Annotated in this window: 18 protein-coding genes; 4 read left to right on the top strand and 14 right to left on the bottom strand. The window is 73.8% G+C overall.

Features of this window, described 5'->3' with window-relative positions:
* Positions 1-506: 506 nt before the first annotated feature.
* Complete coding sequence (locus ACPFP2_RS15810; RefSeq protein ID WP_424089929.1) at positions 507-2,432, top strand: S9 family peptidase; 1,926 nt, start codon at positions 507-509, stop codon at positions 2,430-2,432.
* A gap of 371 nt (positions 2,433-2,803) precedes the next feature.
* Here ACPFP2_RS15810 and ACPFP2_RS15805 read toward each other — a convergent pair whose 3' ends face one another.
* On the bottom strand, positions 2,804-4,069 hold the full coding sequence (locus tag ACPFP2_RS15805) for a PP2C family protein-serine/threonine phosphatase (RefSeq protein ID WP_424089928.1): 1,266 nt from the start codon (positions 4,067-4,069) through the stop codon (positions 2,804-2,806).
* Positions 4,070-4,162: 93 nt separating this feature from the next.
* Between ACPFP2_RS15805 and ACPFP2_RS15800 the strand changes: the two genes are divergently transcribed.
* From ACPFP2_RS15800 to ACPFP2_RS15790, 3 genes are all read left to right on the top strand, one after another.
* Complete coding sequence (locus ACPFP2_RS15800; RefSeq protein WP_424089927.1) at positions 4,163-4,627, top strand: hypothetical protein; 465 nt, start codon at positions 4,163-4,165, stop codon at positions 4,625-4,627.
* 13 nt (positions 4,628-4,640) lie between these two features.
* A complete protein-coding gene (locus ACPFP2_RS15795) occupies positions 4,641-4,973 on the top strand; it encodes a hypothetical protein (RefSeq protein WP_424089926.1) in 333 nt (110 codons plus the stop codon).
* 88 nt (positions 4,974-5,061) lie between these two features.
* Positions 5,062-6,189 (top strand): glycoside hydrolase family 53 protein, encoded by a 1,128-nt coding sequence (locus ACPFP2_RS15790; protein WP_424089925.1) that lies wholly within the window; start codon positions 5,062-5,064, stop codon positions 6,187-6,189.
* 236 nt (positions 6,190-6,425) lie between these two features.
* On the opposite strand, the gene der is transcribed toward ACPFP2_RS15790, so the two are convergent.
* From der to murJ, 13 genes are all read right to left on the bottom strand, one after another.
* Positions 6,426-7,832 carry a ribosome biogenesis GTPase Der gene (der, locus tag ACPFP2_RS15785; RefSeq protein ID WP_424089924.1) on the bottom strand — a complete coding sequence of 469 codons (1,407 nt, stop codon included), beginning with the start codon at positions 7,830-7,832 and terminating at the stop codon, positions 6,426-6,428.
* Positions 7,829-8,509, bottom strand: a complete 681-nt coding sequence (cmk, locus tag ACPFP2_RS15780; protein WP_424089923.1) for a (d)CMP kinase — start codon at positions 8,507-8,509, stop codon at positions 7,829-7,831. Before cmk ends, der begins: the two co-directional genes overlap by 4 nt.
* Before the next feature lie 184 nt (positions 8,510-8,693).
* On the bottom strand, positions 8,694-9,464 hold the full coding sequence (locus ACPFP2_RS15775) for a pseudouridine synthase (RefSeq protein WP_424089922.1): 771 nt from the start codon (positions 9,462-9,464) through the stop codon (positions 8,694-8,696).
* Positions 9,451-10,356, bottom strand: coding sequence for an SMC-Scp complex subunit ScpB (gene scpB, locus ACPFP2_RS15770; protein WP_424090039.1), 906 nt, complete (start codon positions 10,354-10,356; stop codon positions 9,451-9,453). The genes ACPFP2_RS15775 and scpB overlap by 14 nt, the downstream gene beginning before the upstream one ends.
* A 205-nt stretch (positions 10,357-10,561) precedes the next feature.
* Positions 10,562-11,671, bottom strand: coding sequence for a segregation and condensation protein A (locus ACPFP2_RS15765; protein ID WP_424089921.1), 1,110 nt, complete (start codon positions 11,669-11,671; stop codon positions 10,562-10,564).
* Between the two features lie 41 nt (positions 11,672-11,712).
* Positions 11,713-12,636, bottom strand: coding sequence for a ParA family protein (locus ACPFP2_RS15760; RefSeq protein ID WP_424089920.1), 924 nt, complete (start codon positions 12,634-12,636; stop codon positions 11,713-11,715).
* Between the two features lie 191 nt (positions 12,637-12,827).
* Positions 12,828-13,814: a site-specific tyrosine recombinase XerD gene (locus ACPFP2_RS15755; RefSeq protein ID WP_424090038.1), complete on the bottom strand. Its 987-nt coding sequence runs from the start codon at positions 13,812-13,814 to the stop codon at positions 12,828-12,830.
* A complete protein-coding gene (ald, locus tag ACPFP2_RS15750; RefSeq protein WP_424089919.1) occupies positions 13,811-14,926 on the bottom strand; it encodes an alanine dehydrogenase in 1,116 nt (371 codons plus the stop codon). The genes ACPFP2_RS15755 and ald overlap by 4 nt, the downstream gene beginning before the upstream one ends.
* A 532-nt stretch (positions 14,927-15,458) precedes the next feature.
* Entirely contained in the window at positions 15,459-16,064 is a 606-nt protein-coding gene (locus ACPFP2_RS15745) for an NUDIX domain-containing protein (protein ID WP_424089918.1), read from the bottom strand.
* Entirely contained in the window at positions 16,061-17,812 is a 1,752-nt protein-coding gene (locus tag ACPFP2_RS15740) for a CTP synthase (RefSeq protein ID WP_424089917.1), read from the bottom strand. Before ACPFP2_RS15740 ends, ACPFP2_RS15745 begins: the two co-directional genes overlap by 4 nt.
* A gap of 147 nt (positions 17,813-17,959) precedes the next feature.
* Positions 17,960-20,413 (bottom strand): hypothetical protein, encoded by a 2,454-nt coding sequence (locus tag ACPFP2_RS15735; RefSeq protein WP_424089916.1) that lies wholly within the window; start codon positions 20,411-20,413, stop codon positions 17,960-17,962.
* Positions 20,413-21,579, bottom strand: coding sequence for a glycosyltransferase family 4 protein (locus ACPFP2_RS15730; RefSeq protein WP_424089915.1), 1,167 nt, complete (start codon positions 21,577-21,579; stop codon positions 20,413-20,415). Before ACPFP2_RS15730 ends, ACPFP2_RS15735 begins: the two co-directional genes overlap by 1 nt.
* Positions 21,580-21,697: 118 nt before the next feature.
* Positions 21,698-23,386: a murein biosynthesis integral membrane protein MurJ gene (gene murJ, locus ACPFP2_RS15725; RefSeq protein WP_424089914.1), complete on the bottom strand. Its 1,689-nt coding sequence runs from the start codon at positions 23,384-23,386 to the stop codon at positions 21,698-21,700.
* Between the last annotated feature and the right edge of the window lies 1 nt (position 23,387).

Below are 23,387 nucleotides of genomic sequence, written 5' to 3'. Positions count from 1 at the left end.
CAGGATGGCGTCGATGACGCAGACCCGATAGAAGCCGACCACGACCGACAGGCGCCGCGAGACAGTCGAGGGCTGGTAGCGGCGTACGTCCTGCAGCCAGCGCACGTACCGCTCCACGTCCATCCGCGCCATGGCGAGCGGATCAAGAGCCTGCTCGGTGCACCAGCGGAGGAAGACTCGCAGGGTCGGACTCAGTATGGACGCGAGTTTGCCCACGGTAGCGGCCCAGGAAGGCGGACACCGCGGCACGCAGAACGAGCTGATTGGTCGGTACCACGCTGGAAGCGGGAGCAGGAGAGGTAGCCATACATCACCGTGCGTCACCAGCAGCGATGAACGCCAGTCCGCCCAGAGCGGCAGATGTGCGCATCCGATCAAGCAGCGAGATCGTTTCCTCCTGGCGTTGTTGGTCGAGATTGGAACGGCCTGCGAGGACGCCGCAGCCGTGCTGCGGCGCGTTGCGGCAGCGGTTGGCCGCCGTAGTATTTGATCGATACTGTGCCTCGGTGGCCCGTACACAGCTCACCGCCCAGTTGGTGGTTGACGGTCGCGTTCCGCAGGCATTGGCGCTGTCGCCGGACGGCAAGTGGGTCGCTTACGTGGTCGCCCCGGTCGGGCGGGCTGGTGATCACCCGGTCAGCGAACTCTGGGTCGCCGCCGTCGACGGGACCGGGTCTCCGCGACGATTGACTTCGGGTGAGGCGTACGATTCAGCGCCGCGGTGGGCCGGGGATTCGCTGTTGATCTACTTTCTCTCCGACCGGGCCGAGCGTGGCACGGCGCAACTGCACCGGGTGGGGCTGGTCGACGGTGTTGTGCAGGCGGTCACGTGCTGGGCCGGTGGGGTGTCAGATCACCTCCCACTAGCCGATCCGGACCTGGTCGTGGTGATCGCAGCCGATGAACCGTCCGCTGAGGACGAACGTCGGGACAGGGAGCGCGACGACGCTCGGGTGTGGGGTGAACGCGTACGCCCGGACCGGCTGCGGCTGCTCGACGTACGGAGCCGGGAGGTTCGGACACCGGATGCGTGCGGCGATCGCCATGTCGTCGAGGTGGTCCAGCGGCCCGACGATGGAATGCTGGCGGTCCTCACCTGGTCGACCCCCGACGTGGACCCGGGCCTTGTGGAGCCCGGTCTGCACCTGCTCGATCCGGACAGCGGCGTGACGCGGGACCTCGGCCCGGCCGCGGCGGACGCGTCGTCGCTCGTCTGGTGGTCCGCCGACGGCGGCTGGCACTTGGCGTATGTCGCGAAGACTCCACCCGCTCTGGTGGGCGGACACGCGGTTCTCGATGTCGCCGTGCCGGTGCGCGGGCCGGTGGGCGAGCACCGTAACCTGACCGCCGGCACGACCGTCTGCTCGAGCAACCTGGTCCAGGTCGACACCGGTCCGCCGCTGGTGCTGGTCGCCGACGGGCTCGACACCGCGATCCACCGGCTCGATCCGGTCGGGCCCAACCTCGTCGAGGTGTCCCGGGTCGACGGCCTCGCGACGTCGTTGACCTCGAGCCGGCACGGTGACGCCGTCGCGGCGGTGGTGAGCACGTCCTACGAGCCCGGGAACGTCCACGCCGGCCCCACTTGCGGGCCGCTGACGAGGCTGACCGATCTCAGACCCGAACTGCGCGACATCCGGTGGGGTGTCCAGGAACGCTTGTCGTACGAGGCATCCGACGGGCTGGCCCTGGACGGCCTGCTGATCCTGCCCGCCGGCCGGTCCCACAAGGACGGGCCGTTTCCGCTTGTGACACTTGTTCACGGCGGCCCGTACGAACGGCACGCCGACCGGCTCCAGCTTGGCTGGCACCCGTCAGGCCAGTGGCTGGCGACCGCGGGTTACGCCGTGTTTCTGCCGAACCCGCGCGGCGGCCGAGGGCACGGCCACGAATTCGCGGTGCGCGTCGCCGGTGCGGTCGGCCTGGACGAGTGGACCGACATCTGCGCCGGCATCGACCTGCTCATCGCCGACGGCGTCGCCGACCCCGACCGGCTGGGCATCGGCGGCTGGAGCCACGGCGGTTTCATGGCCGCATGGGCGGTCGGGCAGACCGACCGGTTCAAGGCCGCCGTGATGGGAGCCGGAATTAGCGACTGGGGAATGCTCGCCGCAGCCGGAGAGGAGGGGCCGTTCGAGGCTGCCCTCGGCGGCAGCAGCGGCTGGGAAGGACCGGGTCCACACCGCCACGACCGGCTCAGCCCGATCTCGTACGCCTCCAAGGTCCGCACGCCGGTGCTGATCCTGCACGGCGAGAACGACACGAACGTTCCGGTATCACAGGCGGAGTTCTTCCACCGCGCGCTACGCAGGTTCGGAGTCGAGCACAAGTACGTCGTCTATCCCCGGGAGAACCACTCGATCCGCGAACGCAACCACCAGCTCGACGTGCTCCGCCGCACCCGCGCATGGTTCGATCGGTGGCTCGGATGACCCAACGTCCGACCGCCACGACCGCTACGGCCGACCGCGGCACGCCAGACCACCTGTTCCAGAAACAGGGCGGCAAGCAGCGGCAAGCGTTGACGCAGTTGATGATCGTCGTCCAAGTTCCACAGCAGCCACGCACTCGTCTCGGCAGATCCGGATGCCGACGCAAGCCCGCTGCGGCTACGGTGCGTGACGCGCCCCCAACGGCGGCTAGCCCCCTATGGCTTGTCTGATCAGACGGCGATCACCAACCGCAGGTGGGTGGCAGGTGCGCCGGCCGGACCAGCGACCGGCCGCTGACGTCGCGCACGGCCCCCGGCCGGAGCCGCCGCAGACGGGAGTGGACCGCAGGCGCACGCCTGCTCGGTCCGGCCTCAGGCGTACGGAAGGGCGCTCGCCCGGTGGGGATCGGCGCCGGCCGTGGTGGTGCGCTTGTCGCCGTGGTCGCCGTGCCAGTCGAGGACGAGCATGCAGGCGTCGTCGGGCAGGGTGGGTCCGGCCACGTCGAGGACGGCGTCGCCGAGTGTCCGGACGACCTCCCGGGGGTGCAGGTCGCTCAGGCCCGGCAGCCGTGCGGGCAGGTCGAGGCGGGCGGCACCGCGTTCCAGCATGCCGTCGGTGAGCAGGATGAGCCGATCGTCGGGGCGCAGCGAAACGTCGGTGGTGCGGTAGGTCCCGTGGCGCAGTACGCCGAACGGCGGGTCGACCGGTAGCGCGAGGGGCCGGACGGTTCCGTCGCGCACCAGGAGTGGGGTGGGGTGGCCGGCGTTGACCATGGCCAGCACGCCGGTGCGCAGATCGAGCCGGCCGAGAAGTCCGGTGGCGAAGGTGAACCCTCCGGGCGGGTTCTCGATCAGCGCCGAGTTCGCCGCCTGAGCCTGGTCGAGCAGCTCGTGACCGCGGCGGCGGGTGTGGCGCAGGCTGCCGACGCAGAGCGTTGCGGTCAGGGCGCTGTGCACGCCGTGTCCCACGGCGTCGGTGATGCTCAGATGCAGCAGGTTGCGCGCGAGGCTGTAGTCGAAGGTGTCTCCGCCGATGCTGGCCGCCGGCTCCAGCCACGCGGAGAGGGTGAACGAGCCGGCCTCGCAGGTGAACGAGGAGGGCAGGAGCCGGCGCTGGATCTCCGCGGCGAGGGTGAACGGAGTGGTTCGCTGACCCCATTCGAAAAGGTCGGTGTGCCGCCGGGCGGCGATCACCACGAACGCCAGCGCGTGCGCGGCCCGGGAGATCTCGGCCAGGTCACTGTCGTCCGGCTCGTGCGGCAGGGAGATCTCCAACAGTCCGATGGCCTCGCCCCGTTGCGTGACGGGCGCCATCACGACGTGATCGTCTCCGCTCGCACGGACCTGCACGCGCTGGGAGCGCAGCGCCTGTTCCTGTGGCCCGCCGTCGAAGGGCAGGACGGTGGCGACGTCCTCGTCCTGCCTACGTCCGCCGGGCCGGTCGGCGGAGGGAACGTCGTGGGCCAGCCGAACGAGAGCCCGGCCGCTCATGTCCGCGACGAGGAACGACACCCATCGCGCCCCGAGGTCGACGCCGATGCCTCGGGTCATCGCCTCCACCGCGTCGACCGGGGCGGCGTCCTCGACCGCGCGCAGCATGTTGCTCAGGTCTACGCCGCTCCACCGTTTCTCGTTCACGCGCCGAAGCATAGGCCGAGGGGCCCGACAAGCCGTCCGGCACATGTCTCATCGGCTTCGGGCGCGCCCGGGCGCCGGGTCGGCGCGCTCTGCGTGGCCGCCCTGCTGCGGGCCCGACAGCTCACCGCGCAGGGACGCCCGGGGCACGCCGCGGTGCTCGTCGGCTGCGCCACGGTGGCCGTGTCCCCGGTCTCCTGGACCCACCACCAGATCTGGTCGGTGCTGGCCGGGATGCTGCTGGTCGGCGCGTCCGGGGTGACCCGGAAGGTGGCCGGGGCCGCCCTGCCGGTGGCCATGGTGGTGTCGCTGGGCGCGGTGCTGGGCCCGGTGTCGGCCCGCCCCGGAGTGCAGTTCCTCCTCGAGAACGCCCGCACGCTCGGCGCGTGCGCCCTCTGTCTGGCCGGTTTCGGCGGCCTGGCGTTCGCGGCGGCCGGGCCGCGTCGGCGGACCGCCACCGGCCGGGCCTGGCTGCGGGTCGGTGTCGCGGCCACGGCGACGCTGGCGTTCTTCGCCGTGCAGCCGCTCCCGGCCGGCGCCGACCCCACCTTCAAGGCGTAACTCCCTGGGCGACGTGGCCAATCCCCGGTACTTCGTCTGCCGGGATGCGGCCGAGTGCGCCGCGTTCGGCGGCGAGGAGCCGGTCACCTTCGGCACCGCCGTGGAGCCGACGAAGGTACGGGTCGACGGGGTGGTCTCCGCGCACGCGGCCCGCCTGGAGTACCACTCCACGCCGGGCGGCGCGCCCCGGGTCGTCCCGCTGCTCGCCGCCTGTCCGGGGTCGCGCACGTTCTCCTTCCGGTCGGCGGCCATGACCCACGGCCGGCTCGTCGCGTCCGGCGTGGACGGCCGGTCGCTCGCCACGTACGACGACGAGCTGGCCGCCGCGTTCGGCACGCATCGCTGAATCAGCGCACGACCGCCGCTATATTCATAGACCTACGTGGATGTATGGGCGCCGGATCGACGGCCCCGCCCCCACCGAGGAGGTCCGGATGACGCCGCACCGATCCCGCCGACGCGCGTGGGCCGCCGCGTTCCTCGCGGCCGTCGCGCTGCCGGCCGCCCTGCTCACCCCGCCGACACCGGCGTCGGCGGCGAACACGTTGACGATGCTGGGCGCCGACGTCTCCTCCGTGCAACGGAGCCTGGACCTCGGCGCACGGTACTACGACGCCAACGGGACTGCCCGCGACCCGCTCGACATCCTCAAGAGCCTCGGCGTCAACTACGTACGGCTGCGCGTCTGGAACGACCCCGCCAGCGGCTGGAACAACAAGGCCAGGGTGTTGGCGTACGCGAGGACGGTCAAGGCCAAGGGACTCAAGCTGATGATCGACTTCCACTACTCGGACACCTGGGCCGACCCGGGCAAGCAGTACAAGCCGGCAGCCTGGACCGGCCACGGCATCGGCCAGCTCCAGAGCGACGTCTACCAGTACACGTACGACGTCTGCGCCGGCCTCAAGGCCCAGGGCACGACGCCGGACAGCGTGCAGATCGGCAACGAGATCAACGTCGGCATGCTCTGGAGCGACGGCAAGGTCGTCGACAACGACTTCACCAACCTCAGCCTGCTGCTCAAGGCCGGCTACCAGGCGACGAAGCAGTGCAACAGCGCGACGCAGGTGATCATCCACACCGCGAACAGCGACAGCATGGCCAACGCGCGGTGGTTCTACGACGGCATCCGGGCCAAGGGCGTGCAGTGGGACCTCACCGCCCTGTCGTACTACTGCATGTGGCACGGCACCCTGGCCAACCTGTACAACGTGATCACCGACGTCCGCTCCCGGTACGGCAGGCCCGTGGTCGTCGCCGAGACGGCGTACCCCTTCACCGCCGCGAACGCCGACAGCGAACCGAACTCGGTGAACGGCGCCGAGCCGTGCTCGGGCCACCCGGCGAGCTGGAGCGGGCAGGCCACCGAGTTCGCGTGGGTGCAGAACACCGCCCGCAACGCCGGCGCCGTCGGCGTCTTCTACTGGGAGCCGACCTGGTACGCCGTCCCCGGCAACGGCTGGGATCCGGCGAACATCAACAGCACCGGCAACCAGTGGGACAACATGGCCGTCTTCGACTGGACGGGCCGGGTGAACCCGAACATCCGCTGGACGCCCTAACGACCCCCTCCCCCGGGCTGCCCCACCAGCCAACACGCCGCCCGGACCGACCCCGGACCCGACGGACGCCCCACCTACCGCGACCGGCCGACTCGCTCGGCCACCACGGCGACGGCCACAGCCGCAGCGTCGCCGCGGCCGCGTGGGTCACTACCCGTACGGCGTCCTAGGAGGGTGGGACAAAAGGGGACGCCGGGTGGAGCGTGCTGCTCCACCCGGCGTCCGATGTAACAGGGTCAGCCGTGCGCCTTGCCCCGGCCGCCGGGGCCGAGCTTCTTGCGCGGGCGTACCGAGATCTCCACCGGGCTGCCCTCGAAGCCGAACTCCTCGCGCAGCTTGCGCTCGACGAAGCGCTGGTAGCCCGCGTCCAGCGGCGCGGTGGTGAAGAGCACGAACCGGGGCGGGGCGACGCCCGCCTGGGTCGCGAAGAGGATCTTCGGGGCCCGGCCGCCGCGCACCGGGTGCGGGGTGGCCTGCACCAGCGCGGTGAGCCACTGGTTGAGCTGCGCCGTCGGCACCCGGGTCTCCCAGCTCGCCAGGGCCTTGCGCAGCGCCGGCGCGAGCTTGTCCACCGCCCGGCCGGTCTGGGCCGACAGGTTCAGCCGGATCGCCCACGGGATGCGGCGCAGCTCCCGGTCGATCTCCTTGTCCAGGTAGTACCGGCGGTCGGCGTCGACCAGGTCCCACTTGTTGAAGGCGATCACCAGGGCCCGGCCGGCCTCGACGACCATGGAGAGGATGCGCTGGTCCTGCTCGCTGATGACCTCGCTGGAGTCGAGCAGCACCACGGCGACCTCGGCCGCCTCGATCGCCGAGGCGGTCCGCAGGCTGGCGTAGTACTCGGTGCCGGAGGCCTTGCCGACCCGCTTGCGCAGGCCGGCGGTGTCCACCAGCTGCCAGGTCTCCCCGCCGATCTGCACCAGGCTGTCCACCGGGTCGACGGTGGTGCCGGCGACCGAGTCGACCACCGCCCGCTCCTCGCCGGAGAAGCGGTTCAGCAGGCTCGACTTGCCGACGTTGGGACGGCCGACCAGCGCCACCCGGCGCGGGCCACGCGGACGGTTCTCGACGATCTTCGGCGCCTCGGGCAGCGCGTCCATGATGGCGTCGAGCAGCTCACCCGAACCCCGGCCGTGCAGCGCGGAGACCGGGAACGGCTCACCGAGGCCGAGCGACCAGAGCGAGGTCGCCTCCATCTCGATGGCGGTGTTGTCGGTCTTGTTGGCCACCAGGATGACCGGCTTGGCGCTGCGGCGCAGCATCTTCACCGCGGCCTCGTCCACATCGGTCGAACCGACCATCGCGTCGACCACGAAGAGCACCACGTCGGCGGTGGCGACGGCGATCTCGGCCTGCGCGGCGATCGCCGCGGCCCGGTCCCTGGCGTCCGGCTCCCAGCCACCGGTGTCCACCACGGTGAACGACCGGCCGTTCCACTGCGCGTCGTACGGGACGCGGTCCCGGGTCACCCCGGGAATGTCCTCGACGACCGCCTGGCGGCGGCCGATGATCCGGTTGACCAGGGTCGACTTGCCGACGTTCGGACGGCCCACCACGGCCACCACCGGCTGCGGCCCCGACGGCTCCTCGACGTCGAGATCCGGCTCGCGCAGCTCCACCCAGCCGCCGTTGTCGTCGCTCATGCCACTCCCCGCTCGGTGAGCAGCGCGCGCAGCTCGGCGACGACCTCGTCGATGCCCAGCTCGGTGGTGTCCAGCTCCACGGCGTCGGGCGCCTGCTGCAACGGGTTGACCTTGCGGGTCGAATCGAGCTTGTCCCGGCGGGCCAGGTCGGCGGCGGTCGCCGCGACGTCCGCCGCGTCCTCCGCGCTGCGCCGCCGGGCACGCGCCGCCTCGGAGGCGGTCAGGTAGACCTTCAGGTCGGCGTCGGGAGCCACCACGGAACCGATGTCGCGGCCCTCGACCACGATCCGGCCCGCGTTGGCGATCATCTGGCGCTGCCGGGCGACCAGCAGGGCACGCACCGCCGGCACGGCGGCCACGGCGGAGACCGCAGCGGTCACCTCGGGGCCACGGATCTCGGCGTCGACGTTCACGCCGTCGGCGGTCACGCCGTACCCCTGGGGGTCGGTGCCGATGCGCAGGTCCACCTCGCCGGCGACCTTGGCCACCGACTCGACGTCGGTCAGGTCGACCCCGGAACGCAGCACCGCCCAGGTGATCGCCCGGTACATCGCGCCGGTGTCGAGGTAGCGGGCACCGATGCCGGCGGCGAGCCGGCGCGAGACGGTGGACTTACCCGAACCGGACGGCCCGTCCACAGCGACCACGCAGCGCCCGGTCCGTACGTTTTCCTCCACCGTTGTCCTCCTCAGCCCGTACCTCGCGGGTCACCGTCCGGCGCCGTTGAGCGGTTGTCCATCGTCCATCATGCCCGCGCCTCGCGGGCCGGCCACGCGCGCCGCCGCCGGGGGCGACCCACGCCACCCGTCGGCCCGCCGGCCGCGTCGAAGCCTACCGGCAGCCGTACCCCGATCGAGGGGGTCAGTCACCCACGGCCTTGAACAGGGCGGCGACCTCCGCGTTGGTCAGCCGCCGGGTCCGCCCGGAGCGCAGGTCACCGAGGCGGATCGGTCCGATCGAGGTACGGACCAGGCGGGCCACCGGGTGCCCCACCTCGGCCAGCAGCCGCCGGACGATGTGCTTGCGCCCCTCGTGCAGGGTCAGCTCCACCTGGGCGGTCTTGCCCAGGGTGTCCACCACCTTGAACGAGTCCACCGTCACCGGCCCGTCCTCCAGCTCCACCCCGGCCGCGAGCCGCTTGCCCAGGTTGCGCGGAATCGGCCCGGACACCTCGCACAGGTACGTCTTCGGCACCCCGTACGAGGGGTGCATCAGCCGGTGGGCCAGGGTGCCGTCGTTGGTCAGCAGCAGCAGGCCCTCGCTGTCCGCGTCGAGCCGCCCGACGTGGTAGACCCGCTGCTCCACCCGGTTGCCGAGGAAGTCGGCGAGCGCCGTGCGTCCCTTCTCGTCCGCCATGGTGGAAACCACCCCGCGCGGCTTGTTCATCGCCAGGTAGACCAGGCGGGTGTCGACCTGGAGCCGTTCCCCGTCGACGTGGATGACGTCCCGGGTCGGATCGGCCCTGTCGCCGAGCTGCGCGACCCGCCCGTTGACGGTGACCCGACGCCGGAAGATCAGGTCCTCGCAGGCACGCCGGGAGCCCACGCCGGCGGCGGCGAGCACCTTCTGCAGGCGCTCGGCGCCCTCGTACACGGGGGCGTCGGGCTTCGGGGCACGGTTATCGCGTCGCATCGGCAAGCTCTTCTACGTCGTCGGGGAGGAACGGGGCGAGCGGGGGAAGGTCGGCGACCGAGTTCAGCCCCAGCTTCTCCAGGAACATCGTGGTGGTCCGATAGAGGAACGCCCCGCTGTCCGGTTCGGCGCCGCACTCCTCGACCAGCCCGCGGGAGACCAGGGTACGGATGACCCCGTCGGAGTTCACACCCCGGATGGCTGCGATCCGTGAACGGGTCACCGGCTGCCGGTAGGCGATCACCGCGAGCGTCTCCAGCGCGGCCTGGGTCAGCCGCACCGACTGCCCGTCCAGCACGAACCGCTCGACGTAGGTCGCGTATTCCGGCCGGGTGTAGAGACGCCAGCCACCCGCGGCCCGGCGCAGCTCGAAGCCGTGCCCGGCGGCGGTGTACCCGGCGGCGATCTCGTCCAGCACCGGTCCGATCCGCTCCGGGGACTGCTCCAGCACCTGGGCGAGGGTCAACTCGCTGACCGGCTCGTCCACCACCAGCAGGATCGCCTCCAACGCGCCGCGCAGCTCGGCGTCGTCCAGCACCGGCGCCGGCTCCGGTGCGGGCGTCGCCCGCCGCCGCCCCCGCTTCCCCGGTACGCCCACCGCGCCGCCCTCCGCCGGCACGTCCCCGGTGGGCGCGGCGCTGTCGGGGTCGGCGTCGGTGTCGGTGTCGACGGCGGCGGCGGGCAACGCGGTGCTTCGCGCGGCGGCGCCGGGCGTCTCGGCGTCGCTCACTTCCGCGGTGGCGTCGGCATTGGCGGCGGCGCTCTGGCCGGTGCCGGACCGCGCGGCGCTGTCCGGACCGACGCCGGCCGACTCCGCGCCGGCGGCGGTCGGTGCGGTCGGTCCGCCGTGACGGGTCGACTCAGCATCGACCGCCGACCCGCTTGACGGCACCGATGCGGCCAGGTCGGCGGCGAGATCTTGGAGAGTTTCCGTTCCTGACGAACGGTAACTGTCCAAGATCTCGGCCTCGCCCCGCTCATCGGGCGCCGAGGCCGGGGTGGCGGGGTCGGAGGTGGGCTCCTTGGGCGGGGTGGGGCGCTCCCACGGGGGGATCCAGGCGGCGGCCTGATCCGCCAGCGAGTCCCGGCGCTCCTCGTCACTCATCGCACTGCTCCTCGTCGTTCCCACCCAGGTCACCGGTGGCGCCGCCGGGGACGCCGTCGCCACCCGGGTCATCGCCGCGACGGTCGCCGTCGCCACCCGGGTCGCCGCTGCCCGAGGCCACCACGTCGGCCGGGCCGGAGGAGACTCGCGGGCGGGCCAGCAGGGCGTCGCCCGACCCGCTCGCGGCCGGGTCGGCGTCGGACGCCTCGGTCGCGCCGGCGTACTCGTCGACGTGCAGTTCGGTGTCGCCCTCGGCGGGGCCGGTCCACCGGACGGTCAACTCCTCCAGCGCCTGCTCCTGGACGAAGGCGACCAGCCCCTGCCGGTACAGCTCCAGCAGCGCCAGGAACCGGGCCACCACCTCCAGGGTCATCTCGCAGTCGGCGCAGAGCTGCGAGAAGGTGGCGGTGCCGGCGCGGCGCAGCCGCCCGGTGATGATCTCGGCGTGCTCCCGGACACTGACCCGGACCATGTGCACGTGCGCGATGGACACCTCGGGCGTCGGCCTCGGGGTCATCGCCCGCACGGCCAGCGCGCGCAGCCGCTCCGGACCGATGCCGAGCACCAGGTCCGGCAGCGCCTCGGCGTAGCGGGGCTCCAGGGTGACCGCGCGCGGGTACCGGCGGCCGCCGACCGCCTCCAACGCGGCGATGTGCGTCGCCGCCTCCTTGTACGCCTTGTACTGCAACAGCCGGGCGAAGAGCAGGTCCCGCGCCTCCAGCAGGGCGAGGTCCTCCTCGTCCTCCACCTCGGCGGCGGGCAGCAGCCGGGCCGCCTTCAGGTCCAGCAGGGTGGCCGCGATCAGCAGGAACTCGCTGGTCTCGTCGAGGTCCCACTGGTCGCCCATGGCGCGGATGTAGGCGATGAACTCGTCGGTGACCCGGTGCAGCGCCACTTCGGTGACGTCGAGCTTGTGCTTGCTGATCAGTTGCAGCAGCAGGTCGAAGGGGCCGGTGAAGTTCGCCAGCCGGACGGTGAATCCGCTGCTCTGCTCCGCCGCCGGCACACCGGCCGCGTCCGTCGCCACCTCGGCGGCGACCTCGGCCGCCACCACGGGCGGCTGCCGCGGCGTCGCGGGCGGGTCGAGGGGTGGCGCGGTCACCGGAAGACCGTAGTCCACGTCGCGGACGTCCAGCGCTCCGGCTACCGGTCGGCCTGGGCGGCGATCACCTCACGGGCCAGCTGCCGGTAGTTGCGGGCACCGGAGGAGGCCGGGTCGAGGGTGGTGATGGGAGCCCCGGCCACGGTGGACTCGGGGAACTTGACCGTCTTGGTGATCACGGTCTGGTAGACCTTGTCGCCGAACGCCTCGACCACCCGCTGGAGCACCTGCCGGCAGTGGGTGGTGCGGCTGTCGTACATGGTGGCGAGGATGCCTTCGAGCTCCAGGTCGAAGTTGAGCCGCTCGCGCACCTTGTCGATGGTGTCCAGCAGCAGCGCCACGCCACGGAGGCTGAAGAACTCGCACTCCAGCGGGATGAGCACCCCGTGCGCGACGGTCAGCGCGTTGATCGCCAGCAGGCCCAGCGAGGGCTGGCAGTCGATCAGGATGAAGTCGTACTCCTTGCGGATGGTGCGCAGCACCCGCGCCAGCGCCATCTCCCGGGCGACCTCGTTGACCAGCTGGATCTCGGCGGCGGAGAGGTCGATGTTGGCCGGCAGCAGGTGCAGCCCGGCGACGTCGGTCTTGATCAGGACGTCCTCGGCGGTGACGTCGTCCTGCATGAGCAGGTTGTAGACCGACAGGTCGAGGTTGTGCGGGTTGACGCCGAGCCCCACCGAGAGCGCACCCTGCGGGTCGAAGTCGACCAGCAGCACCTTGCGGCCGTACTCGGCGAGCGCGGCGCCCAGGTTGATGGTGGTGGTGGTCTTGCCGACGCCACCCTTCTGGTTGGCCATCGCGATGATCCGCGCCGGGCCGTGCCGGTCGGTGGGCATCGGCTCCGGGATCGGCTTGCGCATCGTGTAGGCCGCCGGGTCGGCCGGACCCAGGTCGGCGCCGAGCGACGCCTGCTGCTCGCGGAGCTCCGACGTCCAGGCGTCGGCACGGTCACCGTTGCCAGCCATGTCCTCGTTGCCCCCTCCCGACGACCACCCGGCGTCGGAGCCGTCCGACGTCCTTCGCGGCGCCGCTGCGCACCCCGGATGTCGCTCCCAGGAGGTCCGCGCCGAAGCCGACTCTACGCCACCGACCAGCGGCGCGTTCGGTACCGGTCCGGCGTGTCGGGCCTCCCACCGGCCGGGTACGCCCCGGAGCGTCAGCCGAGGGCGCGGGGATGGGCGGTGGCGTACACCTCGCGCAGCCGGTCCACGGTCACCAGCGTGTACACCTGGGTGGTGGTCACCGAGGCGTGACCGAGCAGTTCCTGCACGATGCGCACGTCGGCGCCGCCGTCGAGCAGGTGGGTGGCGTACGAGTGGCGCAGGGTGTGCGGGGAGACCGCGTGCGGCCCGTCCACCGGCAGACCGGCCCGCTGGGCGGCCCGGCGCAGGATGGTCCAGGCGCCCTGGCGGGTGAGCGCGCCGCCGCGGGCGTTGACGAAGACCGCCGGGGTGCCCCGCCCGGCGGCGACCAGCCCGGGGCGGGCCCGCACCAGCCAGGCGCGCAGCGCCTGCACGGCGTACCCGCCGATCGGCACGAGCCGGGTGCGGCCGCCCTTGCCGCGCAGGGTGGCGGCGCCCTCGTCGACGTCGAGGTCGTCGACCGCCGCGCCGACCGCCTCGGAGATGCGCGCGCCGGTGCCGTACAGGAACTCCAGCAGCGCCCGGTCGCGCAGCGCGAGCGCCGCGCCGTCACCGGTGGCGTCCCCGGCGGTCTCCAGCAGCCGGACCACGTCGTGCACCGGCAGCGCCCGGGGCAACCGGCGCGGCGGCGTGGGCGGGCGGACGTCGCGGCTGGGGTCCGCCCCGGCCATCCCCTCGCGCAGGGCGAAGCGGTGCAGCCCGCGCACGGCGGACGCGGCCCGGGCCGCGGACGAGACCGCCAGCGGCGGGTGCTCGTCGTCGCCGGCCCGCAGCCGGGCCAGGTGCGACTCGACGACGCCGGGACCGACGGCGGCGAGGTCGGTGACCCCGGCCGTCGCCAGGGTGGTCAGGTACCGCTCCAGGTCCCGGCGGTACGACGACAGCGTGTTCGCCGACAGTCCGCGCTCGACGGTCAGGTGGTCGAGGTAGCCACGCACGGCACGGCGCAGGGCCGGCGCGGGCTCCACACCCGCGCCGGCCGGCTCCCGTGTCGCGGTCAGGCCAGCACCTCGGTCAGCGGCAGGGTCGCCATGCCGTGCGCCTCGGCGACCGGCCCGTAGACGACCTGCCCGTCGTGGGTGTTCAGGCCCAGGGCCAGCGCCGGGTCGTTGCGCAGCGCCTGCCGCCAGCCCTGGTTGGCCAGCTCCAACGCGTACGGCAGGGTGACGTTGGTCAGCGCGTAGGTGCTGGTGTTCGGCACCGCGCCGGGCATGTTCGCCACGCAGTAGAAGATCGAGTCGTGCACCTTGTACACCGGGTCGGCGTGCGTGGTGGGGCGCGAGTCCTCGAAGCAGCCGCCCTGGTCGATGGCGATGTCGACGAGCACGCTGCCCGGCTTCATCCGGCTGACCAGCTCGTTGGAGATGAGCTTCGGGGCCTTCGCGCCCGGCACCAGCACCGCACCGATGACCAGGTCGGCGTCGAGCACCGCCCGCTCGATCTCGTACGCGTTGGAGGCGACCGTCTGCAGGTGGCCCCGGTAGATGGCGTCGGCCTGGCGCAGCCGGGCGACGTTCTTGTCCAGCAGCAGCACCTCGGACTGCAGGCCGAGCGCGATGGCGGCGGCGTTCAGGCCGGAGACGCCGGCGCCGATGACGACGGTCTTCGCCGCGTACACGCCGGAGACGCCGCCGGGCAGCACACCCCGGCCACCGCCGGTGCGCATCATGTAGAACGCGCCCACCTGCGGGGCGAGCCGGCCGGCCACCTCGGACATCGGGGCGAGCAGCGGCAGCGACCGGTCGGGCAGCTCGACGGTCTCGTACGCGATGCCGGTGACCTTGCGGTCGACCAGCGCGTCGGTGCACTCCTTCGAGGCGGCCAGGTGCAGGTAGGTGAAGAGCACCTGCCCCTCGCGCATCCGGTGGTACTCCTCGGCGATCGGCTCCTTGACCTTGAGCACCAGCTCCGCGGTGTCCCACACCTCGTCGGCGGTGCCCAGGATCTTGGCGCCGGCCGCGGCGAACTCGTCGTCGGTGATGCTCGACCCGACGCCGGCGCCGGACTCGACGAAGACCTCGTGCCCGTGGCGGGTGAACTCGTTGACGCCCGCCGGCGTGATCGCCACGCGGTACTCGTGGTTCTTGACCTCGCGTGGGATTCCGACCTTCACGATGCAAGCACCTCTCTCCGGGGCTGCGCACTCCCCGACTGCTCGGCCCCGCGCCGGCCCCATTGCCGGCGCGGTCGACCGGTCCCGCCGGCGGCAGTCTAGGCGCGCGACCTCGCTCCGGGAGCCAGCACAGTGACACCCGGTGCGCGAAGCGCCTGACGATGTGTCAGGCGTACGGCCCGCGCCCCCGCTCGGCGTTCACCCCTCATCGTCGCACCGTGCGGTGGGTGCCGCCGGTCGGAAGCGGGAGGAGGCACGCCGCGTGTCGACGCCGTGCCGGTCGGTGCCGGCCGACACGCTCCGTGTCCGGGACGACGCCCGACGCCGCCGGACGCACGGGACGGCGGACGCACGGCCGACGCACGGACGCACGGGACGGCCGACGCACGGACGCACGGAACGGGAGGCACGGGCGCACGGTACGGGGACCGCACGGCTGCACGGGACGGCCGACGCGCGGGGACACCGGCGCGGACGCGGAAGGGGCCGCACGGCGAACCGTGCGGCCCCTTCCGGGCGTACCCGAGATCGGTCAGCGGGGCAGCGGGGCGTCGGCCCGGCGCAGCGCCGACCAGCCGGCGTCGCGGGCCCGGGCGGCGGCCAGCAGCCCGGCCACGCACGGACCGTTGGTGATCTCCCCGGCCAGCACCATGCCGACGGCCTCGTCGAGGTCGAGCCGGACGATCTGGATGTCCGCCTCCTCCTCGCGGCGCTCGTGACGCTGGTCGGCGGGGACGTCGGCCAGGTCCCGGGCGAGGAAGACCCGGACCACCTCGTCGGAGAAGCCCGGCGAGGTGTGCACGTCCACCAGCAGGTCGAGCGTGCCGGCGGTCAGGTCGGCCTCCTCGGCCAGCTCCCGCGCCGCGGCGACGGGCAGGTCCTCGCCGTCGACGTCCATCAGACCGGCGGGCAGCTCCCACAGGTGCCGCCCGACCGGCTGTCGGTACTGCCGGACCAGCACCACCTGGCCGGCGTCGTCGAGCGCCACCACGGCGACCGCGCCGACGTGCCGGACGTAGTCGCGCGTGGCGGTGCCGCCGCCTGGCATGGTCACCTCGTCGGTGACCACGTCGAAGATCCGCCCGCGGTAGCGCTCCTGCCGGTCGCGCAGCTCGTAGCGGTGCTCGACGGCGCTCACGACGCGGACGCCGCCTTCGCCGAGGCGCCGTTGCGCGACGGCTTCTTCGCCGCCGGGGCGTCGGCCACCGCGTCCAGGTCGACCGGGAGCTGGTCCGCCTCCGAGTACGCCACGGCCGCCTTGACGAACGCCGCGAAGAGCGGGTGCGGACGGGTCGGACGGCTCTTCAACTCGGGGTGCGCCTGGGTGGCCACGAAGAACGGGTGCAGGCTCCGGTCCAGCTCGATGAACTCCACCAGCCGCCCGTCCGGCGAGGTGCCGGAGATGTGCAGGCCGGCCTTGGTGAGCTGGTCGCGGTAGGCGTTGTTCACCTCGTACCGGTGCCGGTGCCGCTCGCTGACCTCGGTGCTGCCGTACGCCTCGGCGACGATCGACCCCTCGGCCAGCTTCGCCGGGTACGCCCCGAGCCGCATGGTGCCGCCCAGGTCGCCCTTGCCGGCGACGATGTCCTCCTGGTCGGCCATGGTGGCGATGACCGGGTGCGTGGCCTCCTCGTCGAACTCCAGCGAGTTCGCCCCGTCCAGGCCGGCGAGGTGACGGGCCACCTCGATGGTCATGCACTGCAGGCCGAGGCAGAGCCCGAGCAGCGGGATGCCGTTCTCCCGGGCGTACCGGGCGGTGCCGATCTTGCCCTCGATGCCGCGTACGCCGAACCCGCCGGGGATGAGGATGCCGTCCGCGCCGGCCAGGGCGGCCGCCGCGCCGGCCGGGGTGACGCAGTCGTCGCTGGGCACCCAGCGCAGCTGCACCCGGGCCCGGTGGCCGAAGCCGGCGGCCCGGATCGCCTCGCTGACCGACAGGTACGCGTCGGGCAGGTCGACGTACTTGCCGACCACCGCGACGGTCACCGTGTGGTGCGGCTGGTGCACCCGGTCGAGCAGGTCGTCCCAACTGGCCCAGTCCACGTCACGGAAGGACAGGCCGAGCCGGCGCACCACGTACGCGTCGAGGCCCTCGCGGTGCAGCACCTTCGGGATGTCGTAGATGCTCGGCGCGTCCGGGGCGGCGACGACCGCCTCGGAGTCCACGTCGCAGTAGAGCGACAGCTTCTCCTTGACCTTGTCCGGGATGTCCCGGTCGCAGCGCAGCACCAGCGCGTCCGGCTGGATGCCGATGCTGCGCAGCTGCGCCACCGAGTGCTGGGTCGGCTTGGTCTTCAGCTCGCCCGACGGGGCCAGGTACGGCACCAGCGACACGTGCAGGTAGAAGCAGTTGTCCCGGCCCAGGTCGTGGCGGACCTGACGGATCGCCTCCAGGAACGGCAGCGACTCGATGTCGCCGACCGTGCCGCCGACCTCGGTGATCACCACGTCGGGCACCTGGCCGTCGGCGTCCGGGTCGGCCATGCCGAGGATCCGGGACTTGATCTCGTTGGTGATGTGCGGGATGACCTGGACGGTGTCGCCCAGGTACTCGCCGCGCCGCTCCTTGGCGATCACGTCCGAGTAGATCTGGCCGGTGGTGACGTTCGCCTTGCCGGAGAGCGCCCGGTCCAGGAAGCGCTCGTAGTGCCCGACGTCGAGGTCGGTCTCCGCGCCGTCCTCGGTGACGAAGACCTCGCCGTGCTGGAACGGGTTCATCGTCCCCGGGTCGACGTTGAGGTACGGGTCGAGCTTCTGCATCACCACGCGCAGCCCGCGCGCGGTCAGCAGGTTGCCGAGGCTGGAGGCGGTGAGGCCCTTACCCAGCGAGGAGGCGACGCCCCCGGTGACGAAAATGTGCCTGGTCGTCCGTGCTGAAGGGGCCAAGGCCTGCTCCCGTGTCGTCCGTAGCGGTCGTGCGAACCGCCGTGCCGATCAGCAAAGTGATCACGCGATCCACGGGATTCCACGGTAACACCTCCCCGGCCCCGACCCGGCGTCGCACCCGACCTGGCACGTCGCGAGCGGAACCGGTCACCCCGCCGCGACCTCGGTCGACGGTTGCGCGGCCCGGTCCGGGGTGCGGGCGACGGGCACGACCGGCCCACCCGTCCCGGCATGGTCGCCCTCCCCCGCCGACCGGCCACCGGCGTCCGGGCCGTCGCCGTCCTCGCCGCCGCGGTCCTCGCCGTGCCGATCGTCGCCGGCCGCCGGAGCGGCGTCGTCCCCGGACCCGCCGCCGTCCACGCCGGCCCCGGCCGGGGTACGCCCGGCGGCGTCCGCGTCGTCCGTTCCGCCGGTGGCCGGGGCGCTGCCGCCGTCCGGCCCGTCGTCCGGCGTGCCGCCCGAGGCCGGCCCGTCCGGCCCGTCGCCGCGCTGCCGGCCGGCCCCCGGCCGGGTGCGGTCGGTGGAGTGGTCGAGCACCCGCAGCGAGGCCAGCGCCGCCATCGGCACCACCAGGGCGCCGGCCGCCCCGGCCACGTCCAGGGCCGAGCCACCGAGCACCCCGCCGATCACCGCCGCCACCGCGGTGCCGGCCATCGCGGCGCGCACCGCCGGGTAGATGCCGAACAGCCGCATCAGCCCGCCCCAGGGCTGCAGCAGGGCGAACCAGACCAGCAGGGCGCCCACCACGGCCAGCACGGTCAGCGGGCTGTTCACCAGGGTGTCGAAGTTCGCGGTGCTGGACCGGTGCACGGTCAACCCGCCGGTGCCGTCGCCGAGGGCGGCGAGGAAGCGGCCCAGCGCGCCCCGCTCCTCCGCCGGCCGGCGCAGGTCCACCACGGCGTACCCGATGGTCAGCGCGAGGCCGGCCATGCCGGCCCAGACCAGGCGGCTGACGGTCAGCCAGCCGCCGGTGCTGATCGCGGCGGCCACGGCCACCCCGGCGGTCAGCGCCACCGCGCCGATCGGGTCCGCGCCGAGGTACGGGCTGCCGACCACCACCACCGCCGTGCCACCGACGGCGACCACCACCATCGGCCGCCACCCACGACGGAACCGCTGGGCGAGCCAGCCGGCGCTGAGCAGCGAACCGGCGAGGAACACCCCGAGGCCCATGGTGCCCAGGCCGGAGAACCGGCCACCCTCCAGGGCCGAGTAGCCGACCACGCCGTTGAGCTGCAACCGGGCGCCGCTGAGCACGTCCGCCCCGACGATCAGCGTGGCCAGCCCGGCGACCGCGCCGAGCGGCCCGAGGGTCCGGTCGTGGCCGGGGGCGAAACGCACCAGGGCGGTGGTGGCGACGATCAGGGCCAGGGTGACCAGCCCGAACCACCAGCCCGCGTCGTCGCCGCGCCACCAGGGCACCGCGTCGGCGAGCAGGGCGGCCGGCACCGCGAGGGCGACGGCGATCAGCAGCAGTTCGACGGTCGCCACCACCCGCCGGGAGACCGGCGGCGGGCTGTGCGGGCCGGCGAGCCGGCGGGCCCGACGCAGCAGCGGCAGCACCGCCACGAAGAGGGCTACCTCGGCCAGGGCGAGCAGGGCGAAGAACCAGCCGGCGACGGTCCGTTGGGCGCCGGCTTCCCGGTCGGCGTCGGCGGGGGCGGCGATCGCGGCGGCCAGGTCGTCCGGGCGGTCGGCGATCCGGACCGCCGGACGACCGAGGAAGAGCCGCTCGGGCATCGGCCGGCCCAGCGCGGCGAGCGCCGTCGGCGCCAGGTCGACCAGTTGCAGGTAGCCCTCCCGGGCGGTGCTGGCCGAGGTGAGCCAGCCACCCTCCCAGCCGGGCCCGTCGGCGACCACCACGTGCAGCCGCGACGGCGCCTCGGTGTCGGAGATCCCGGCCACCATGACCAGGGAGCGGGGCGGGCGCGCGGCGAGCACCTTCGCCAGCGCGGCGTCCGCCGCCCGCGCCTCCTCGGCGCGCACCGCCGGGTCGTCGCCCGCCACGGTTCCCAGGTCGACGATGCTGAGCACGCAGGAGCCGAGCAGGTCGGCGGGGTCCTCGGGCAGTTCGGCCGCGTACCGGTCGACCCGCCCGAAGGGACGCGCGGCGGCGACGGCGGCGCCCGGGCCGACCGCCACCGAGCAGCGCACCGACTCCGACAGCGAGCCGGGCACCGCCCCCCAGGGCAGCCGGTCGGCGTTGTGGGCGACCACGCTGCCCTGGTCCGGCAGGTTCGCGCCGATCCCGTCGGGCTGCTCGACCGCGACGTTGGCCGGCGGGCAGGCGCCCTGCTGGCGGCTGCCGTTCCAGGCGGCGTAACTGCCCGCGCCGAGGGTGAGCCAGCCGTCGACGGGGCAGGTGGGGCGGTGCGCGGAGCGGGTGGACAGCGACCCGATCGAGCCCTGCTGGGCCATCCGCCACAACGTCGGCGTGGTCTGCGGGTCGACGTCCTCCCAGCGCAGCCCGGCGACGCCGGCCAGCACCACGAAGTCTGCGGTGCGTCGGGGCACGCCGGTCTCCGGACGCGCCGCCAGCGCGGTCACGCCGAGCACCACCACGAGCAGGGTGAGCAGGAGCGGGGTGAGTCTGCGCAGCATCACCGGCGTCCCGTCGACGGGGTGTCCGCGCCGGGCGTCGCCGGCCCGGCGGGGTCGGGGCCCAGTTCGGCGTAGAGGGCGACCAGCGCGGCGACGGTGTCCTCCTCGGTGGGCCAGCTGGCGGCCCGGGCGGCGCCGCGGTGGACCAGGTCGGCCCGCAGGCTCGGGTCGTCCAGCAGGGTGCGCACCGCCGCGTCGACCGCGTCGACGTCGCCCGCCGGCACCAGCACCGCGGCGTCGCCGACCAGCTCCGGCAGCCCGCCCACGGCGGTCGCCACCAGCGGCACGCCGGCCCGCAACGCCTCCTGCGCGAAGAGCTGACGGGCCTCCCAGTCGCTGGTCACCACCGCCACGTCCGCGCCGGCGAGCAGGTCCGCCACGTCGGTGCGGTGGCCCAGCAGGGTCACCGGCGCGCGAGCGGTGGAGATCCGGGCCGCCAGTTGCAGGTACGCCGGCCCGCTGCCGGCGATGACGACCACCGGCGGCGGGGTCCGGCCCCGCCAGCGGGCGGCGGCGTCGACCAGCACGTCGTACCGCTTCTGCGGGTGCAGCCGACCGACCGAGAGGACCAGCGGCTGGTCGGCGGCGACACCGAACTCGGCGCGCACGGCGGCCCGGCGGCGGCGCGGGGCGGGCAGGGTCGGCGCGGCGACCGGGGCGAGGCGCGCGTCGGCGGCGCCCAGCGCGGCGGCGCGCTCCACCAGGTCGGTGGAGGCGCCCAGCGCGACCCGGGCGGCGCGGGCGACCATCCGCTCGGCGAGCCGGGAGAGCTGCCCGCGCAGCCCGCCGGCGAGCACCGCGTTGTGCCAGGTGACGACCAGCGGCGCGGCGGGCCGGGCGAGCGCCGCGACCAGCCCGGCGCGCAGCCCGTGGGCGTGCACGACCTGGACGGCCTCGGCGGTGAGCGTCCGGCGCAGCGCGGAGACGGCCCGCGCGTCGGCGGGCGTGGGGCTGGCCGGGATCTCCACCGGCGCGAAACGGGCCCCGACGCCGGTGAAGTCGAACTGGTCCTGGGTGGCAGCGGGCCCGCAGACCAGCACCGGGGTGCCGGCCGCGGCGAGACCCCGGGCCACGGAGCGCACGTGCTGGCCCACGCCGCCGGTGCTGGAGGCGAGCAGCAGGACCACCGTGCCGGGCCGGCCCGGCGCCGGCGTCGCGTCGGTCATCCGTGCTCACCTCTCGTTCGCGACTGCGGGGCTCGCAGACCCGGTTCACTCCTCGCGCTCACCGAACCCACCGTCGCTCGCGACTGCGGGGCTCGCAAACCCGGCTCACTCCTCGCGCTCACCGGGACACCGTCTCCTTCCCGTCGCCTGGTCCGGCAGCGCCGCCGTCCTGCCGGTCGCGCGGCGTCGTGCGACGGCGGCCGACGAGGCGGCGCAGCATCCCGGCCAGCAGCGGCTGCACGTCCGGCCGGTCCGTCAGCCAGGCCACGGCGAGGAACACGACCCCGACCACGGCCCCGGACAGCATGCCCTGCACGAGCGCCCCCGCTGTCGTCGGGGTGCCGCCGCCGAGGTCGGCGAGCCACCCGGCGGTGGCCGCTCCGGCGGGCGCGGCGAGCGTGGCGGCGGCCAGGCCGGCGGCCGCCGCCCGGCCCACCCCGGCCAGCGCCGGGCGCCCGGCCGAGCGGGCCACCGCGAGCAGCAGCAGGCCACCGAGGAGGAGCATGCCGGCCGAGTTGGCCAGGGCCACGGCGAGCACCCGGTCGGGCAACGGCAGGAGCGCGCCGAGCAGCAGCACCGCTACCGGCACGGCCAGCCAGCCCACGGCCGTGGCCCAGGTCGCCGTGCGGGTCTCGCCCCGGGCGTAGAGGGCCCGGGTGAGCACGGCGAAGAGGCCGTAGCCGAGCAGCCCGGGGGCGAAGCCGGCGATCGCCGCGGCGGCGGCGGGCGCGGCGTCCGGCGGGAAGAAGAACCAGCCGATGGGCGCGGCGACACCGACCAGCGCGGCGGCGCCGAGGCTGCTGAAGACCAGCACCCCCCGGACCGCGGGGGCCAGGGTCCGCCGGTACGCCTCCTCGTCGTCGGCGGCCCGGGCGGCGGCCAGGGTCGGGTACGCGGCAACGGCCAGGGGCACCGCCAGCACCGCCCACGGCAGCAGGTAGACCGTCTGGGCGAGCTGGTAGACGCCGGGATTGGTGGTGGCGCCGTAGGTGACCTGGTTGAGGCTGACGACCAGCGCGATCTGCTGGGTGGTGACGGTGACCGCCCCGGCCACCGCCAGCCCGCCGACCCGGGCGCGGGCGTCGGCCGGGAAGCCGTACCCGGGGCGCAGCCGCAGCCCGAGCCGACGCAGCGGGACCAGCAGCGACAACGAGAGCACGACCACCCCGGCGGTGGTGCCGCCGGAGAGGATCAGCTCGCCGCCCCGGCTCACCCCGCCCACGGTCGCCAGCCGCCCCTCGGCGACGGTGAAGGTCAGGTAGACGATGATCACGGTGACGCTGCTGAGCAGCGGCGCGATCACCGGCCAGGCGAAGCGCCGGTGCGCCTGGAGCACCCCGGTCAGCACGATGCCGACGCCGTAGAGCGGCACCTGCGGGGCGAAGATCCGCAGCATCCGTTCGCCGCTGGCCTGCTGGGCGTCGCTCAGGCCCTCGCCGAGCAGGCCGACGATCGGGCCGGCGGCGAGCGCCACCAGCAGCGCCAGCGGCACCAGCAGGGTCAGCGTCCAGGTGAGCAGGGCGCCGGTGGTGGCGTTCACCGCCCGCCGGTCACCGGCCGCGACCGGCCCGGCCAGCAGCGGTACGACGAGACTGGCCAGCGCCCCGCCGGCCACGATCTCGAAGATGACGTTCGGTACGGCGTTGGCCACCACGTACGCCCCGCCCAGGTCGGTCGGGGCCAGGGTCCAGGTGAACACGGCGGTACGACCGAAGCCGGCCAGTCGGGCGACCACGGTGAGCACGGCGATGAGGGCGGCCGCTCCGGCCACCCGGCCGGCGCCGGCGAGGGGTGCCGGTCTGGTCACG

This window comes from Micromonospora citrea (assembly GCF_049629545.1).
Lineage (GTDB): Bacteria > Actinomycetota > Actinomycetes > Mycobacteriales > Micromonosporaceae > Micromonospora > Micromonospora citrea_A.
Note: the sequence above shows the minus strand (reverse complement) of the source record. Positions and strands in the feature narration are given on the sequence as shown.